Here is a 14,447-nt window from a genome sequence, read left to right as displayed (position 1 = left end):
GTCCAGAACCGCCCTGGATGGATTTCCATTTCAAGACTTCGATAAGGACCGAATGGTTGATATTATCTAAAGGTTCAGCATGTTGTACTTTATCGAAGTGTTGGGCTTTTGTATTATGGGAAATCATTTTCACATTCTTATTCGGATGATCCCTGACCACCATTTTACGGATGAAGCCATAACATCTCGATACGTCCGTTTTTATGGTGAGGATGTCCTGGTCAATGAATCTCTTCTCTCGAATTACCGGAACAAACGGCGTTCCGACTTTCAGACAAAGCAACTTGTCAGTTCCCAAGATCTTGGATATTTAAAGAGATACAAAGCGCCCTGACAAAGCTTGCCCGAATTGAACCGGGAAATGACCGAATATTACCACAGGATGATTTAATGCTGGAGCGGATAGGTAAAAAAAAGATATTCATTATCGCAACGGTCGCCGTGGTGCTCATGTTTGCAATCATGCTTTTCGTCAATCCATTGATCGATGGGCAAGACGGAAGCAGCGTTTTGGAATTGCAACTGTCCTTTGAAAAAGAAAGGGGCGTGGAAATCATCAATTCCTGGGGGCCGTTCGGGCACAGCAGGTTTAATAAATTTATTGTTTTTGATTATTTATATGCTGCCGCGTACGCTTTCTTTTTTGCCGTTACCCTTTCATTGCTGATATTGAAACATGATCTTGGGGGCAAAGCCTTCTATCGCGGGCTTGTGTACCTTTCCTTGATGGGAGGAGGCTTGGACTGGATCGAAAATACGATGGAAATACCTTTCGTAAACAACCCCCCGGGGTACCCCGGTATTTTGTTTTTCTTGCATTCCATTGTTGCCGCCGTCAAATGGGCGATAGTCGGATTTGCCGCTCTGGCAATCTTTCTTCTGATGATAAAAACAATAAAGGTCCGGAAATTCCGTGCTGCCAGAACTTCACATAAAGGATCTTAATGGTTTTCGATACGTCCCCGTTTTGCTTCGGGCGCCATATCCGAACCGAAAGAGCATTACATGGCCCTGCGTCTCCAAATTAACGGATTTAAAAATGGCTGGATAGGTCTCCCACGCCTTTGTCAAAAGGCGTCTGTGTTTCGGCAAAAAGTTTTTTTCCCCTTCCACAAGCCATCTGAGCCAGAACAGCGTAATGGCTGTCATGGGTTGCATGCAGAGGCCAAGCCGGGTGAGGGTCAGCCACATCCGCTCCAATGCTTGTCCGCCGGTTATGAAGGCGGATGTGTCCATGCCGGTTATGGTTAACAGGCCTGCGCCGCCTGAATTCAAGATGCCCTGAAGGGAATGGAGCGCGACCATTTTTCCGATGCCAACCCGATTGGCCATATTCATGATGAACCACGGCCGGGTGATTTTTAAAAATGCTTCACCTGCCAGGCCCGCTTCAAGATTGTTTAGGGGAAATCCATCTCTTTTTTGTATAGCCGCTTCATGCGTGAAACGAATCATCTGGTTCAGATGTTCATGAAGCGGCTGGTGTTCCGTCCGGATGCGATCGACATGATAAATCAGTCGGGCCAACCGTTGAAGGGCCGGCCGATCTGTCACGAGATGCAGGTTGACGCCGCTGAATTCATCGATCGAATGAAAAACGGAATCCAGCGCCGCGGGGGCGATGGGGGCTTTCTTAAAGAATTTTCGATTGGTCTGGCGTTGCCAGATCATGGTTGCAAGCGGTTCGCTGACGCAACTCGCGCGGGTCAGCGAAACCGTAGCCATCAAGTCGGGATCCCGGTCATCCGGGCATAGGCTGATTTCAGGCCGAAGGCCGAACAGGGAAGCGGCCAGACGCATATTTTCTATGACTGCGCCGCAGGAAATGATGGATGCGATTTGGTTGATATTGAAAAATGAATGGTCTGCTTTTCTATCAAGATACAGGGACAAGGTGTTATCCGCGACCCGGAATTTCCACGGTTGCACATTGTCGCCCGATGGGGCTTGAACTCCGGCCTGCAGAATATAGGTGATGACAGTCTTGGGGATGATGAGATCGCTTTCAAATTGCGCACCCGGTATTTCCGGTATTTCCGGCTTGAAGGCTTTCTGGTTTCGCTTCAGCAATTGCCGGACAATAATGGATTTTGCCTTTTGAATCGGGTGGCGATTTCCCAGATGGAGCTTTCCTTTTCGGTATTTTTGCGAAAAAGGGTCAAATTGAACATACCAGGGCACCGGCCTGATTTTTCCCTTGTTCAAGATAATGCGAACGGCTTCGGTGCCGGCCTGTGCGCTGCAAAGTTGGCAGGCGATATTGAGCGAAGGGCCGGCTTTCCGGGTGAGATCCACCTTTGAAAGATCCATGTATTGAATATGGGTGGGCCGAGGGGCCAGCCCCATGGCAAAGGCCAGGTACCGCTCCTGCGGCGTCATGGCTTCGACAATATGAAAATAATCGTCAAAACGCATTCCCTCGTGGGGCGAAAAAATGAGCATGGCCGATGAAAAGCCTAGGGGGCCAGCCGTGACGACATAGATGCCTTTTTCGCGGGCGCGGTTAAAGAGCAGCCGCCGGGCATCAAAAGCGAAAAAATCCAGGCTGTCCAGCACGACCTGAACACCGGAAAGGAAATCGTCGACATTAACCGGGGTGACACCGTCGGGAAATGTTTTGATTTCGGCATAGGGATTGACCGAAAGCGCCTGCTCGACCATGGCCTCCAGTTTGGAGCGGCCGAGATTGGGAATTGTCGCGCCGAACTGGCGATTGAAATTGGCGACTTCAAAGGTATCGAAATCCGCCAGATGAAACCGGCCGATGCCGGTGCGGATCATGGTCATCAGGTGAACGCCGCCGACGCCCCCCATGCCTGGAATGGCGATGGTGGCGTTGGACAATGTCAGCAGTTCGGCCGGGGTCAGCAGGCCGATATTTCGCGAAAAGGCCTCTGCGTAAAAATGGGTTTTGGTATGGATGCCTCTTTCCTTCAATCCGGCTATCAGGTCATTTTTTTTCATTTTTTTCACCATTGACGATAAGGGAAAATTGGCAAATAATGCTTTTACGGTTTAACTGCTTGAAGTTGTTTTAGTTAAGCTTTCAGGAGGTGACGTTTTTTCTTTGTGCTGATTTGACCAGGCGTTAAGCCATTCCGTGATTTGGTCAGTGGTAAATCCCAATTCGCGGGAAACGGACAAGACGTCCGGGGTGTTGAGACTTTCTTGCAGAGCGCTATCATTGTGAAGGATGCCGACCACGGTATTGGCCAGAAAAACATAAAAGGTCTGGTGGTATTCACCGCCGAAGGGGTCGTGGTGATATCGAATCACATCCATTAGAACCTCCGGCAATTGCCATCTGATGGCCAATTGGTGCCCGACCATTGCGTGGTTTGTCCCGAGAATTTCCTGCTCGGCCTCAATGAGCGTGACCTTATTTTCCCCGACATGACGATAAACATGTTGCGCTACTTTCAGGTCCAATTTTGAAAACACCAGTTTGCCGACATCATGAAGCAAGCCTGCTGTAAAAAGGGTGGCCGGCGCCACAATGCTTCCCCCGGCCTTGGCTATCACCTCGGAAAGATAGGCTGTTTTTAATAAATGGTCTTTTAGCCCCTTTAACCAGGGATTACCCTGGTTGCTGCCGCGACTGGGAATAAGACTTTGAAAATAGGCGGCCATCGCAAGGCCTGCGACCGTGTCCATACCCAGAAACCGGACGGCATGGGAAACCGATGTCACCTCTACGGGCAGAGAATAATAGGCCGAATTACACAGGTGCAGGCATTGCATGGCCAGCATCGGATCTTGTTCTACAATTTTTACCAACTCCAATGTGCTTGCTTGCGGGTTGTTGACAATCGACATCAGTTGTTGAACGTTTTGGGGTAATAGCGGAATTTGGTTGACGTTATTCAGTATGGTGTTAATCACGGAAATACCTTGAAAATATTATTCAATCAGGTGAGGCGGCAAGGCGGTACGGAATCGTAGGTGCCTTATTTATAATTGAAGGTCCGGGTAATATTTCAGAATGAAGCTTTTTTGCGCCGGCGAAAGATTTTGTAGAACCACTTGATTGACATGGATTAGCTTCTGTGCCGTTGTCGAATCAAGACGCGGTTGGTCGTGTTCGCTTAGCGACATTCGGCCCTTTAAAGCCTCTTCATAGTTTTCCTGCTTGTTGCCGTTCATTCGATGAAAATATTTATATAAATTGCAATCAAAATCAAAATCGCTATAAACCCGTTTGAGCTTGTGTTCGATATCATCCATGTTCAACCGCAACAAAACGGCAGGCGCGCCTACTTTGGGATATTGTTTTTCAGGACCGTATTCTTCAAACAGAAAAATGGTTTTATAGAAGCGGACATGTTTGGGGTTGATGGTGATACAAAGATCATTCACCTTTTTATACTGAGCGTACCAATACATGATCTGGCACAGGTACATGAAGAGATTTTGCCATCGGAAATCTTTCTTGGTCGCCAGGGCGCCCAGCTCAACGATTTTACGTCCTTCTTCTCTTAATCCCCTTAGCTCCTCGCGATAGATGCTGTCCATGGGCAACCCGAACAATTCACTGTCAAATATCTGAGTAAGCGTTGAGATGACAGTTAAATAAGATTTGGCGACAAAGACGGCCGTCTCTGGGAGCAGGTTATAAACACTGAAGATTTTGCCTTCGGGCGTCGGATTGGCGACGTAACCCGATTGAACATATTCCTGATATACGAGTGCGAGCGCCTGCTCGTATTCTTCCGGTGTTTCAGCGATCTTGATGGCAGGTCGGTCTATTTCATCCAGCTTTGATGTGAGCAGTGCTGAGCGCTTTAGACGGACGGTACGCCGTCTTTCGATATCGGAGAGGGTCATGACATTATAATTCCTTAACAGCGCAGAAAAAATAGAAACAGAACCTGCCACATTGAATCTTTAAATTAAAAATTGATGCTAAGGATTGTTGACGGAATAAGGCGGCGGAATCAGCAATAAGCCGCCTCGATCCGGTACAACCGCAAGGCTTGTTGATTACCGCGCCACTCTTTGTTAGTGTCCATCCGGTTGATGTATTTTCCAACCGGCCGGGTTTTTTAGGGTTAGAATGGCATTCGGGGCGCGTTTATATTTTAGTCAAAGACACTAAAAATCACCAAGCGGTCGAACAAAAGCGAATTTGGCCGGTGTTACAACCGTTGTTTCCCAAACCTCTTGTGAATTTCCCCCGGGGATTGAAAAGGGAAGCGATACGAGATAAACGGTGAACCCGACGATAGTTCCGACGATTGCGACAGGTCTGATAGCGACCAGATCAGCCGCCATTTTTTCAGCCGCCATATCATCTTTTTCATATTCGGTTGCGGCAATGGATGAGGATGTTAGCGGCACCAAAATCATAGCGGCCGCGATAATGAGAACCCATATTTTTTTAATTGCTGAACGCATGGTGAATTCCTTTCAATTAAGGTCGAATGGAACGATTGCCTGATCTGTATTATTCTTCTAATTTCCCTTTTTCACAGTAAAAAAAGGCTGCCCGTGTGTCAAGGAAAAAAGAAAGTGGTGTTTGAGCCCGAAATGAACCCGTCGCACGCGGATTTGGCTCATATTGAAGTCGGTGTCGCCCTGCCCGTTCACGGTACCTTTACTTATGTTGTGCCCCAATCGTTGTCGCCTATTATTATGCCCGGCAAGCGGGTGCTGGTTCCCTTTCAGCAGCGGCGGGTTACCGGCTTTATTCTAGGGGCATCAAAACCGATACCGGAAAAGAAAATAAAAAGTATACTGGATGTTCTGGATGATGTGCCGTTGTTTCCGGCATCCATGGCAAGCTTTTATAAGTGGATCGCGGATTATTATATGCATCCCATCGGGGAAGTGATTCAAACAGCCCTGCCCCGGGGGCTGACCCTATATGAAACCAGTCTGTTTTCAATTACATCCCAAGGGCTGGCTGCCCTTGGTGACGGCTTATCCCCCCCGCTTGAGCAACTTATTCTTGAGCGGCTTCGCTCGGGGCCTTGCACGTTAAAGGCAATGACGCGGCACCTGAAGTGCGATGTTCCCCACGCGCTTTATCAGTCATTGGTTCATCGGGGGCTGGTGGTGATGAAAAAAAAGGTGGTGGGCGGGAATACGCAGCAGCGCATGGCGCGCTATGTGGCGTTGACCGGTGATGGTGCCTGGAACGCCCTGCGCCGAACGCCCCAACGGGAGCAGCTTGTTAATTTTCTAAGGGATGCCGGTGAAATGCCTGTTCATGAAGTGACCGGCCGGGTGCCCAACGCGGCGCATATCCTTCCGGCCTTGGAGAGGGTCGGCGTGGTGACGGTGACGCAAAAACCCGTGTATAGAGATCCTTTTGGAGAGCCCATCGCGCCGGATACGCCGCCGGTGCTGACCGATGAACAGGCGCGGGTCGTTCCGGAGGTCCTCGCCGCTATTGGCAAGGGGTTTTCAACCTATTTGCTGACCGGTGTGACCGGCTCCGGAAAGACGGAGGTGTACCTTCAGGTGGCGGCCGCTGCAATACGGCAGGGGGTTTCAGTGCTGGTTCTGGTGCCGGAGATCGGGCTGATTTCCCAGACCGAGCGGCGCTTTCGCGCCCGATTCGGTGACATCGTGGCCTTGCTTCATAGCGGGTTATCCGTCGGAGAGCATTATGATCAATGGCGGCGGATTGCCGAAAACCAGGTGCGGATTGCGGTGGGTGCCCGCTCGGCCATATTCGCGCCATTTCGGGATCTGGGCTTGATCATCGTGGATGAGGAGCATGATACGTCCTATAAGCAGGAGCACGGGTTGCGCTACCATGCACGGGATCTTGCCGTCAAGCGCGCCAAGGAGTTGAATGCCGTGGTGCTTTTGGGATCCGCCACGCCCTCGGTTCAGTCTTTTTATAATGTGAGCGCGGGTAAATTCCGGCAACTCTCGTTGACCAGGCGGGTTGCCGACCGGCCGCTTCCCGAGATAACGATCGTGGATTTAAAGAAAGTAAAGGGTCTTCAGGGCATTGATCGGTTTATCACGCCCGAGCTTCAAACCGCCCTGCGCGAGACCCTGGCAAGGGGGGAGCAGGCACTTTTGTTTTTAAACCGGCGGGGGTTTGCCAATTTTCCGATTTGCAAAACCTGCGGCTCGCCCTTAACTTGCCAAAATTGTGATATTTCTCTTACCCATCACCACGGGGCCAATCTGTATAAATGTCACTTTTGCGGGTTCAGCCGCGCGGCCTCATCGGATTGCCCCACCTGCGGGTCTTCACACATTCAACTCTTGGGAATGGGAACGGAAAAGGTGGAACTGGCGATCAAACGCCTGTTTCCAGAGGCCCGCGTGGCACGCATGGACCGGGACACGACGGCGCGAAAGGGGGCGCTGATAAAAATTTTAAAAGATCTCAAGGCCGCCCGGATTGATATTCTGGTGGGTACCCAGATGATCGCCAAGGGGCATGACTATCCGAATATTACCCTGGTGGGAATTATCTGTGCGGATCTTTCTTTGAATTTCCCCGATTTTCGCGCCGGAGAACGTACCTTTCAGCTATTGGCGCAGGTTTCCGGAAGGGCAGGGCGCGGAAAAGTGCCGGGGAGAGTGATTCTTCAGACATATAATACAAATCATTTCAGCATATTAAGCGCAAAAAACCAGGACTATGACGCATTTTACAATCTTGAAATCGGTTTTCGAAAAGCGTTGCAATACCCGCCGTATACGCGCCTGATTCAGCTTCGCATTTCCGGAAAAGATAAAGACCGGACGCGGACTGTGGCCCGTGAGCTGGGCGAGCGGTGTCAAGCAGAAAAAAGGGCACAGCCCGCTGTTTTTAACGCAATAGAAGTTCTCGGCCCGATTGAATCCCCATTGTCTCGCGTGGCCGGCCAATACCGCTGGCAGCTTTTATTAAAATGTGAAAAAGTCGGGGCACTTCATCGCTTTGTTCATCGGTTGCTATTTTATAAAACAGCCGCCTTTTCACACCGGCAGGTTAAAATCCATGTAGATGTGGACCCCCTTTATATGCTATGAGAAGCGGAGTGAACTTGAGTCGATAGGGGTGAGTCAGCGGCTGCTTTCCCCCATAAACACAAAGACGCCCTTGAACCGATTCGGGAGAGAGTTTTTGATGAGAAAAATAACGTGGATGATCGGAATCATGCTGTTTTGTGTCGCTGTGGCGTTCACGGCGGCCGGCCGGGAAAATGAACCGCCGGCACCGATAGCGGTTTTTCCTGAAAAAACATTTCAATTTGAGACGATATTAGAGGGCGTGGAAGTCAAACATGATTTTATTGTACAAAATAAGGGAACCGCGGAGCTGCTGATACAACATGTCAAGCCCGGCTGAGGGTGCACGGCCGCTGCATTTACGCGGCGAATCCCGCCGGGCGGCGAGGGAACGATTTCGATCAAATTAAACACATTCAATCGCGGCGGTGGCCCGATTCGGAAGAATATCGAGGTGATCACGAATGATTCGGTAAATCCGAAGCATACACTGATTGTTACCGGTCAGATCGATAAACTCTATGCCCTTTCGCCCAAGCGATTACGGCTGGTGGGAACGATCGGAACGCAAATCAAACAGGCGCTGAGGCTGGATACGCAAGAAAAATATCCGCTCAAACTGATAGCGGTTCGGGCCAAACAGGGCAAGCATATTCAGTACCGTTTTGAAGAAGTGGAAAACCAGAAAAATTCGACGTATCAAATTACCGTGGAAAATACCAAAAAAGAGGTGGGGAGTTATCTGGACACCCTCTATTTGGTGACCGACAGCAAGATTCGACCGGAAATTGAAGTCCCGGTTTATGGGCTGATTCAGCCCGACACCGATAAGCGCAAGGAATAGGATATGGCAAGTTTCAAGGTTATTGCATTGGATTGTGACGGGGTGATGTTTGATTCGGAAAAAGCGAATACGGCTTATTATAATAGGGTGTTAAATCATTTCGGCCGGCCCGGCTTGTTGCCCGAACAATTGGACTATGTGCATATGCATACGGCTGGCGAGGCCTTGGCCCTTCTTTTTCCGGATGACAACATGCTGCGACAGGCGTTGGCTTTTTGCAGAGAAACCGGATACACGGATTTTATCCGGCTGATGGAAATTGAGCCCCACCTCAGAGACTTATTAAATAAGGTGCGGCCGCACATGAAAACCGCTGTTGCCACCAACCGGACCAACACCATGGGGCAGGTCATTCGGGAACACGGGCTGGAGGGAATGTTCGACCTGGTGGTCTGTGCGCTTGATGTGGATAAGCCCAAACCGCATCCCGACATGTTGAAAAAGGTGTCGAATCATTTTGGCGTGCCGTCCTATGAAGTGCTTTTTATCGGGGATTCAGAATTGGATTCCCAAGCGGCATACGCCGCCAATGTTCCTTTTGCGGCCTATGCAAATCCATCCCTTGAAGCAAACTTTCACATTTCAAGCCTTCAGGAGGTGGGGGTGATATTAGAGGGGTATTCGAGGTTTGATGGTTTTTAAAGAGAGTGGATGTTAGATTCTAACAAATTCAATCTGAGAGGTTATCTCTCGCTGTTGAATCCGTTCGTTCACGTTCACGTGCACGAAACAACAGCATCAGCGCTTACGAAAGGCTGAGCAGATACAAAATTTCAAATATTTTTGGATAGCGCTTATCAGTTATTGATTTCCCAATCCGTTCTGTTCTCCGCAATCCGGACATTGCCAGGTGATGCCGTTGCAGGACACTCCCCAGAAATTCTCTGCCATACAGTATTGGCAGATACTAAAACCGCACCGGCGGCATTGCCAGCAAAAAGAAAATTCCCGCTTGCAGCAGTGACACATCATATGGGTGGTTCCGCGTTTTTTCCCGAAAGTTCGTTTCATTTGCCGATGTCGCCTTGTTGTTTAACCGCTTTAGTGCTAAGAAAATCAGGCGGAATTTTTCGGCAAATGTAATTCAGCCCGATACTTATGTCAATCCCACGGAAAGGACGGCAGGGCATGGAAGAGGAGAAAACGATCTATCTGATTGATGGGACGGCCTATATTCACCGTGCCTACCATGCCATTCGGGGATTGACCAATTCATCGGGTCTTCCCACCAACGCGGTCTTCGGGTTTACCCGCATGCTGATCAAGCTGTTATCGGATCGATCCCCGGCATATATCGGTATGTTTTTTGACGCCAAGGGGCCCACCTTTCGCCATGAGATGTATTCGGCCTATAAGGCGAACCGGCCGTCCATGCCCGAGGATATGGCGATTCAGATTCCGTACATTCGGGAGGTCGCCCGCGCGATGCGGCTGCCGGTCTTTGAAATGCCGGGATACGAGGCCGATGATGTCATCGGCACGATCGCAAACCAAGCGGAATCGGCAGGGTTTTCCGTGGTGATGGTGACGGGTGACAAGGATTTTATGCAGCTTGTCACGGAAAAGATCAGCATTTGGGATCCCATGAAGGAGAAAACCATTGATTACGATTCGGTTCGAAACACTTACGGGCTTGACCCGAAACAGTTGATCGACGTGATGGGCCTTTCCGGTGATACATCCGATAACGTGCCGGGCGTGCCGGGAATCGGAGAGAAAACGGCATTGTCCCTCATTCAATCCTTCGGCGGTATGGAGGCGCTTTATGACGCCTTGAATACCGTTTCGCAGAAAAAACAAAGGGAAAAACTCGGTGACTATAAGGAACAGGCCTTTTTAAGCAAGAAACTGGTAACCATTCACCGGGATGTGCCGGTTTCGTTTGATCCGGCAGCCTTTTGCCGTCAGGAGCCGGATCGGGAAAAACTTCAGGACTTGTTTAAAACGCTGGAGTTCTCTCAACTTCAACAGGTGTTTTTCGCGCCAACCCCAACGAAAACCAAAGCGTATAAGGCCGTTTGTGATATCGAAGCGTTAACGGCGCTCATTACCCGATTAAAATCCGCCCCTGTTTTTGCGCTTGACACGGAAACCACTTCCAAAGACCCCATGAATGCCGAGTTGGTGGGACTCTCTTTTGCCGTGCAGGTTGATGAGGGGTTTTACATTCCCTGCGGCCACGATGCGGACGTTGTGCCGAACCAACTGGACCGGAACTGGGTGCTCGACCTGTTAAAACCGATTCTGGAAAATAATGACCTTAAAAAGGTGGGGCAGAATATCAAGTATGACTGGATGGTGTTGTCCCATTACGGGATTGAATTGGCCGGCGTGGTGTTTGATACCATGCTGGCGTCCTATCTTCTGAACCCCTCCAAACGGGCGCACAATCTGGATCAGATTGCGCTGGATTACTTAAATCACCACACGATTACCTATGAAGAAACGGTCGGCAAGGCCAATAAAGCAGACGGCTTTGCCCGTGTGCCGCTGGAAAAAGCCGTTCCCTATGCCGGCGAAGACGCGGATATTACGCTGGCGGCCTATGAGGTGCTTGCGCCCAAACTGAAGAACTTGGGGTTATGGGACTTATTTCAGCAGGTTGAAATGCCGTTGGTTCCGGTATTGGTGCGCATGGAAAGGCGGGGCATTCAGGTAAGTCCGGACCGGTTGATGGAGCTGTCCAAAACATTTGCGCAGCAACTTGATGAGTTGGAAGCGCAGATTTACGCGCTTGCCGGGGAGCGCTTCAATATTCGATCCTCTCAGCAACTCGGGCAGATTTTTTTTGAAAAACTGAAGTTGCCGGTTCAGAAAAAAACAAAGAAAAAGACGAACTATTCCACCGATGTGGATGTGCTGACCGCACTGGCCGATCACCATGAACTGCCCGCTTATGTATTGCGCCACCGGACACTTGCAAAATTAAAATCCACTTACGCCGATGCGCTGATCGATCTGATTCATCCAAAAACAGGGCGCATTCATACTTCCTATAACCAGACCATTACCGCAACCGGCCGGCTCAGCAGCTCGGACCCGAATTTGCAGAATATTCCGATTCGAACCGAAGAAGGCCGGCAGATTCGCAGCGCCTTTTTACCCCGAAAAGGGTGGCGGTTACTCTCCGCGGATTATTCCCAGATCGAGCTGCGGATTTTGGCCCATTGCTCAGAAGACCCGATTTTGATTGAGGCCTTTCTCAATGATGAGGATATTCACACCCGAACGGCGGCGGAAGTCTTTCAGGTATTTCCCTCCTTTATCGATGCGGATCTTCGGCGTCAGGCAAAGGCCATTAATTTCGGCATTGTTTACGGCATGAGCCCTTTTGGCCTTTCCAGGCAACTGGGAATCAGTCAGAAAATGGCGAAAACCTACATCGATAATTATTTTGCTCGGTATCGGGGGGTAAAAGCCTTTATGGACCGAACCATCGCAGAGGCGCATACCACCCGGAAAACCACGACGCTGTTGAATCGCATTCGGTTATTGCCGGATATCGACAGCACGAATTTAAGTGTGCGCCAGTTTGCTGAGCGCACGGCGATCAATACCCCCATTCAGGGCTCTGCCGCGGATTTGATCAAATTGGCCATGATCAAGGCCGATGAGACGCTACGCCAAAAAGGGATGGAAACGGCCATGTTGCTGACGGTTCATGATGAGCTGGTATTTGAAGTGCCGCCCGAAGAGGAAACGCTTGCCGAGGAACTGGTTCGCGGCATTATGGAAGGCGTATGGGCACTGCGGGTGCCGTTAAAAGTGAACATGGAATGGGGGGATAATTGGGCGCAGGTCCATTAGAAGGGGCGCCCGGCCGACCGTCCGTACAAGGGCGCGGAATGCCTTAGCCGGTTTTTTTGACATTTGATGTTTCTGTGGTGTCGGCACGATTCTCACTCACGGCCTCATGGACGGTTTGGTAAATGGATTTAAAGGCTTCGGAAAACCCGCTGGGAGATACGCGGCCGGTTTCGATGAATTTCACAATGATTTCCTTTGCGGCCCGAAGGATCTGCTCATCCATGGATGACATGATGGCGCCTTTCTTATTGTTATTAATAATGATTATAGGTCATTAACAGATGATTGGCCGGAAGTCAAGGCACTGTCGCAACGCCGATGGCCGCTCGTGCGCGGAGATGTTTGACACGGGGGCTACGCTTCTGATAGTTGGATACATTTATTTATGGCGGGGTTGTCATCCTTCGCAGATCCCGTCTTGAGGGGGTGTTATGGGGTCATCAGTTGAAAAAAAGATTTTATATCCGGTAGACAAGCCGGAGGTCGTTCGGACGGATCTTATCGATATTATTGACTATCAATATCGAACCAGCCGGGATATCGATATCGTGATTCGCCAGCCCGAGTTTACGTCGGTGTGCCCCATGACGGGGTTGCCGGATTTTGGAACCATCCTGATCAAATATCGGCCCGATGATAAGATTGTGGAGCTGAAATCGTTGAAGTATTACCTGCTGCAGTATCGAAATGTCGGTATTTTTTATGAACATGTGGTAAATCGGATTCTTGATGACCTTGTGGCGCAGATTCGGCCGAAACGAATGGAGATCATCGGAGAGTTCACGGCCAGAGGGGGGATTACCTCTACAATTTCTGCTGTTTATGAAAGGGACAAATGAGGCGGATGATGGCATTACCAACGAACAGGCGCGGTCAACAGCGGAACGGCGCGCACCTTATCTCCATCCTGATCGGTTGTTTTTTGCTGACAGCCGGTTGTTCAACCTTGGGGAAAGTCACGGACAGCGCAACGGAAATGGTAAGCAATATCGGCTGGAAAGACGATGCCGTCGCTCAAACCTTTGCCGTGATTCCATTTGGAAACCAGATGCCGTGGGTGGCGGACCGGCTTCACATGGACTTTCTGGCCCGGTTGACCGAAGCGCTCGAAGACAAGTGTGCGCGGGTGATTCTGGTCTCACCCGGCGATGCCCAATACCCCTATGACTTGGCCCGGTTTGTCACTCCGGGAGTGACGCCCCCGGACAATATCGAACTGGCGGAGATTTGCCGCAAAGCCGGTCTCAACGGCGTGATAACCGGTCATCTTTCCCGCATCAGTAGTGAGCAGAAAGGCACGGGCATGTTGTGGTTTAAGGGAAAAGCACTGATGGCCCGTGTTCAAATGGAGTTTGCCCTGCATCATGCCGGAACGGCCGCCAAGTTGCTGGATGACACCTTGTTCATGGATGTGGAGTTGACCGAAGACGAGTACAATGCATTGGCGGATGAAAAGGTGTTGAACGCCTCGGCGACGGAAGATGAGCTGGCGAAAACAGCGCGATCCGCCGTCCGGTCTATCTGCGACAGGCTTGAAACTGTCCCGTGGGAAGGCATTGTTACTTCGGTGCAAAACAATAAGGCCTTTATCTTATTCGGTGATAATGTCGGGCTCTCCGTTGATGATGAATTAGAGGTTTTTGCTGAAGGGCAGATTCTCGGGGCCGCCGGTGAATCTCGCTACATCGTTCCCGGCATCAAAGTCGGGGAAGCAACAATCACTGCGGTTTCGGACACGCAATCCGAAGTGGTTATGCGGGAAAAGAGCGGAGAGATTAAAGTCGGAAGTATCGTTCGCAAGAAGGATTGATAACCCTTTTAGAGACAAAGATCCCGA

14 protein-coding genes are annotated in these 14,447 nt (G+C 50.2%); 8 read left to right on the top strand and 6 right to left on the bottom strand.

Annotation, left to right across the window (positions count from 1 at the left end):
* Positions 1–390 precede the first annotated feature (390 nt).
* The gene (locus tag RBT11_09455; GenBank protein MDX9786991.1) at positions 391–945 is read left to right on the top strand and encodes a hypothetical protein; all 555 of its coding nucleotides are present in this window, start codon (positions 391–393) and stop codon (positions 943–945) included.
* Here RBT11_09455 and RBT11_09450 read toward each other — a convergent pair.
* From RBT11_09450 to RBT11_09435, 4 genes are all read right to left on the bottom strand, one after another.
* Entirely contained in the window at positions 928–2,964 is a 2,037-nt protein-coding gene (locus tag RBT11_09450; protein ID MDX9786990.1) for a ThiF family adenylyltransferase, read from the bottom strand. The two genes, RBT11_09455 and RBT11_09450, sit on opposite strands and share 18 nt — an antisense overlap.
* A gap of 51 nt (positions 2,965–3,015) precedes the next feature.
* A complete protein-coding gene (locus RBT11_09445; GenBank protein MDX9786989.1) occupies positions 3,016–3,882 on the bottom strand; it encodes an HDOD domain-containing protein in 867 nt (288 codons plus the stop codon).
* Positions 3,883–3,951: 69 nt separating this feature from the next.
* The gene (locus RBT11_09440; protein MDX9786988.1) at positions 3,952–4,824 is read right to left on the bottom strand and encodes a hypothetical protein; all 873 of its coding nucleotides are present in this window, start codon (positions 4,822–4,824) and stop codon (positions 3,952–3,954) included.
* A gap of 267 nt (positions 4,825–5,091) precedes the next feature.
* Complete coding sequence (locus RBT11_09435) at positions 5,092–5,394, bottom strand: hypothetical protein (protein MDX9786987.1); 303 nt, start codon at positions 5,392–5,394, stop codon at positions 5,092–5,094.
* Between the two features lie 114 nt (positions 5,395–5,508).
* Here RBT11_09435 and priA point away from each other — a divergent pair, with 114 nt between their 5' ends.
* From priA to RBT11_09415, 4 genes are all read left to right on the top strand, one after another.
* A complete protein-coding gene (gene priA / locus RBT11_09430) occupies positions 5,509–7,980 on the top strand; it encodes a primosomal protein N' (GenBank protein ID MDX9786986.1) in 2,472 nt (823 codons plus the stop codon).
* 97 nt (positions 7,981–8,077) lie between these two features.
* A complete protein-coding gene (locus RBT11_09425; protein ID MDX9786985.1) occupies positions 8,078–8,299 on the top strand; it encodes a hypothetical protein in 222 nt (73 codons plus the stop codon).
* Positions 8,300–8,413: 114 nt separating this feature from the next.
* Positions 8,414–8,803, top strand: a complete 390-nt coding sequence (locus tag RBT11_09420) for a hypothetical protein (GenBank protein ID MDX9786984.1) — start codon at positions 8,414–8,416, stop codon at positions 8,801–8,803.
* 3 nt (positions 8,804–8,806) lie between these two features.
* Positions 8,807–9,445 (top strand): HAD family hydrolase, encoded by a 639-nt coding sequence (locus RBT11_09415; GenBank protein MDX9786983.1) that lies wholly within the window; start codon positions 8,807–8,809, stop codon positions 9,443–9,445.
* Between the two features lie 159 nt (positions 9,446–9,604).
* On the opposite strand, the gene RBT11_09410 is transcribed toward RBT11_09415, so the two are convergent.
* The gene (locus RBT11_09410) at positions 9,605–9,814 is read right to left on the bottom strand and encodes a hypothetical protein (protein ID MDX9786982.1); all 210 of its coding nucleotides are present in this window, start codon (positions 9,812–9,814) and stop codon (positions 9,605–9,607) included.
* A 117-nt stretch (positions 9,815–9,931) separates the two neighbouring features.
* Between RBT11_09410 and polA the strand changes: the two genes are divergently transcribed.
* On the top strand, positions 9,932–12,610 hold the full coding sequence (gene polA, locus RBT11_09405) for a DNA polymerase I (GenBank protein ID MDX9786981.1): 2,679 nt from the start codon (positions 9,932–9,934) through the stop codon (positions 12,608–12,610).
* Between the two features lie 43 nt (positions 12,611–12,653).
* On the opposite strand, the gene RBT11_09400 is transcribed toward polA, so the two are convergent.
* On the bottom strand, positions 12,654–12,842 hold the full coding sequence (locus RBT11_09400; protein ID MDX9786980.1) for a hypothetical protein: 189 nt from the start codon (positions 12,840–12,842) through the stop codon (positions 12,654–12,656).
* A 199-nt stretch (positions 12,843–13,041) separates the two neighbouring features.
* On the opposite strand from RBT11_09400, the gene queF reads away from it, so the two are divergent.
* Both queF and RBT11_09390 read left to right on the top strand, forming a co-directional pair.
* Positions 13,042–13,449 carry a preQ(1) synthase gene (gene queF, locus RBT11_09395; protein MDX9786979.1) on the top strand — a complete coding sequence of 136 codons (408 nt, stop codon included), beginning with the start codon at positions 13,042–13,044 and terminating at the stop codon, positions 13,447–13,449.
* 5 nt (positions 13,450–13,454) lie between these two features.
* Positions 13,455–14,420: a hypothetical protein gene (locus tag RBT11_09390; GenBank protein MDX9786978.1), complete on the top strand. Its 966-nt coding sequence runs from the start codon at positions 13,455–13,457 to the stop codon at positions 14,418–14,420.
* Positions 14,421–14,447: the final 27 nt, after the last annotated feature.

The organism is Desulfobacterales bacterium (assembly GCA_034003325.1).
Classification (GTDB): Bacteria; Desulfobacterota; Desulfobacteria; order Desulfobacterales; family JAFDDL01; genus JAVEYW01.
This window is presented reverse-complemented; position numbering and strand designations above follow the sequence as displayed.

Bases quoted from the DNA above. Each gene is read 5' to 3' on its own strand.
- RBT11_09455 (MDX9786991.1), top strand. From the start codon at position 391: ATGCTGGAGCGGATAGGTAAAAAAAAGATATTCATTATCGCAACGGTC.
- RBT11_09450 (MDX9786990.1), bottom strand. From the start codon at position 2,964: ATGAAAAAAAATGACCTGATAGCCGGATTGAAGGAAAGAGGCATCCAT.
- RBT11_09440 (MDX9786988.1), bottom strand. From the start codon at position 4,824: ATGACCCTCTCCGATATCGAAAGACGGCGTACCGTCCGTCTAAAGCGC.
- RBT11_09435 (MDX9786987.1), bottom strand. From the start codon at position 5,394: ATGCGTTCAGCAATTAAAAAAATATGGGTTCTCATTATCGCGGCCGCT.
- RBT11_09425 (MDX9786985.1), top strand. From the start codon at position 8,078: ATGAGAAAAATAACGTGGATGATCGGAATCATGCTGTTTTGTGTCGCT.
- RBT11_09415 (MDX9786983.1), top strand. From the start codon at position 8,807: ATGGCAAGTTTCAAGGTTATTGCATTGGATTGTGACGGGGTGATGTTT.
- RBT11_09410 (MDX9786982.1), bottom strand. From the start codon at position 9,814: ATGAAACGAACTTTCGGGAAAAAACGCGGAACCACCCATATGATGTGT.
- polA (MDX9786981.1), top strand. From the start codon at position 9,932: ATGGAAGAGGAGAAAACGATCTATCTGATTGATGGGACGGCCTATATT.
- RBT11_09400 (MDX9786980.1), bottom strand. From the start codon at position 12,842: ATGTCATCCATGGATGAGCAGATCCTTCGGGCCGCAAAGGAAATCATT.
- queF (MDX9786979.1), top strand. From the start codon at position 13,042: ATGGGGTCATCAGTTGAAAAAAAGATTTTATATCCGGTAGACAAGCCG.
- RBT11_09390 (MDX9786978.1), top strand. From the start codon at position 13,455: ATGATGGCATTACCAACGAACAGGCGCGGTCAACAGCGGAACGGCGCG.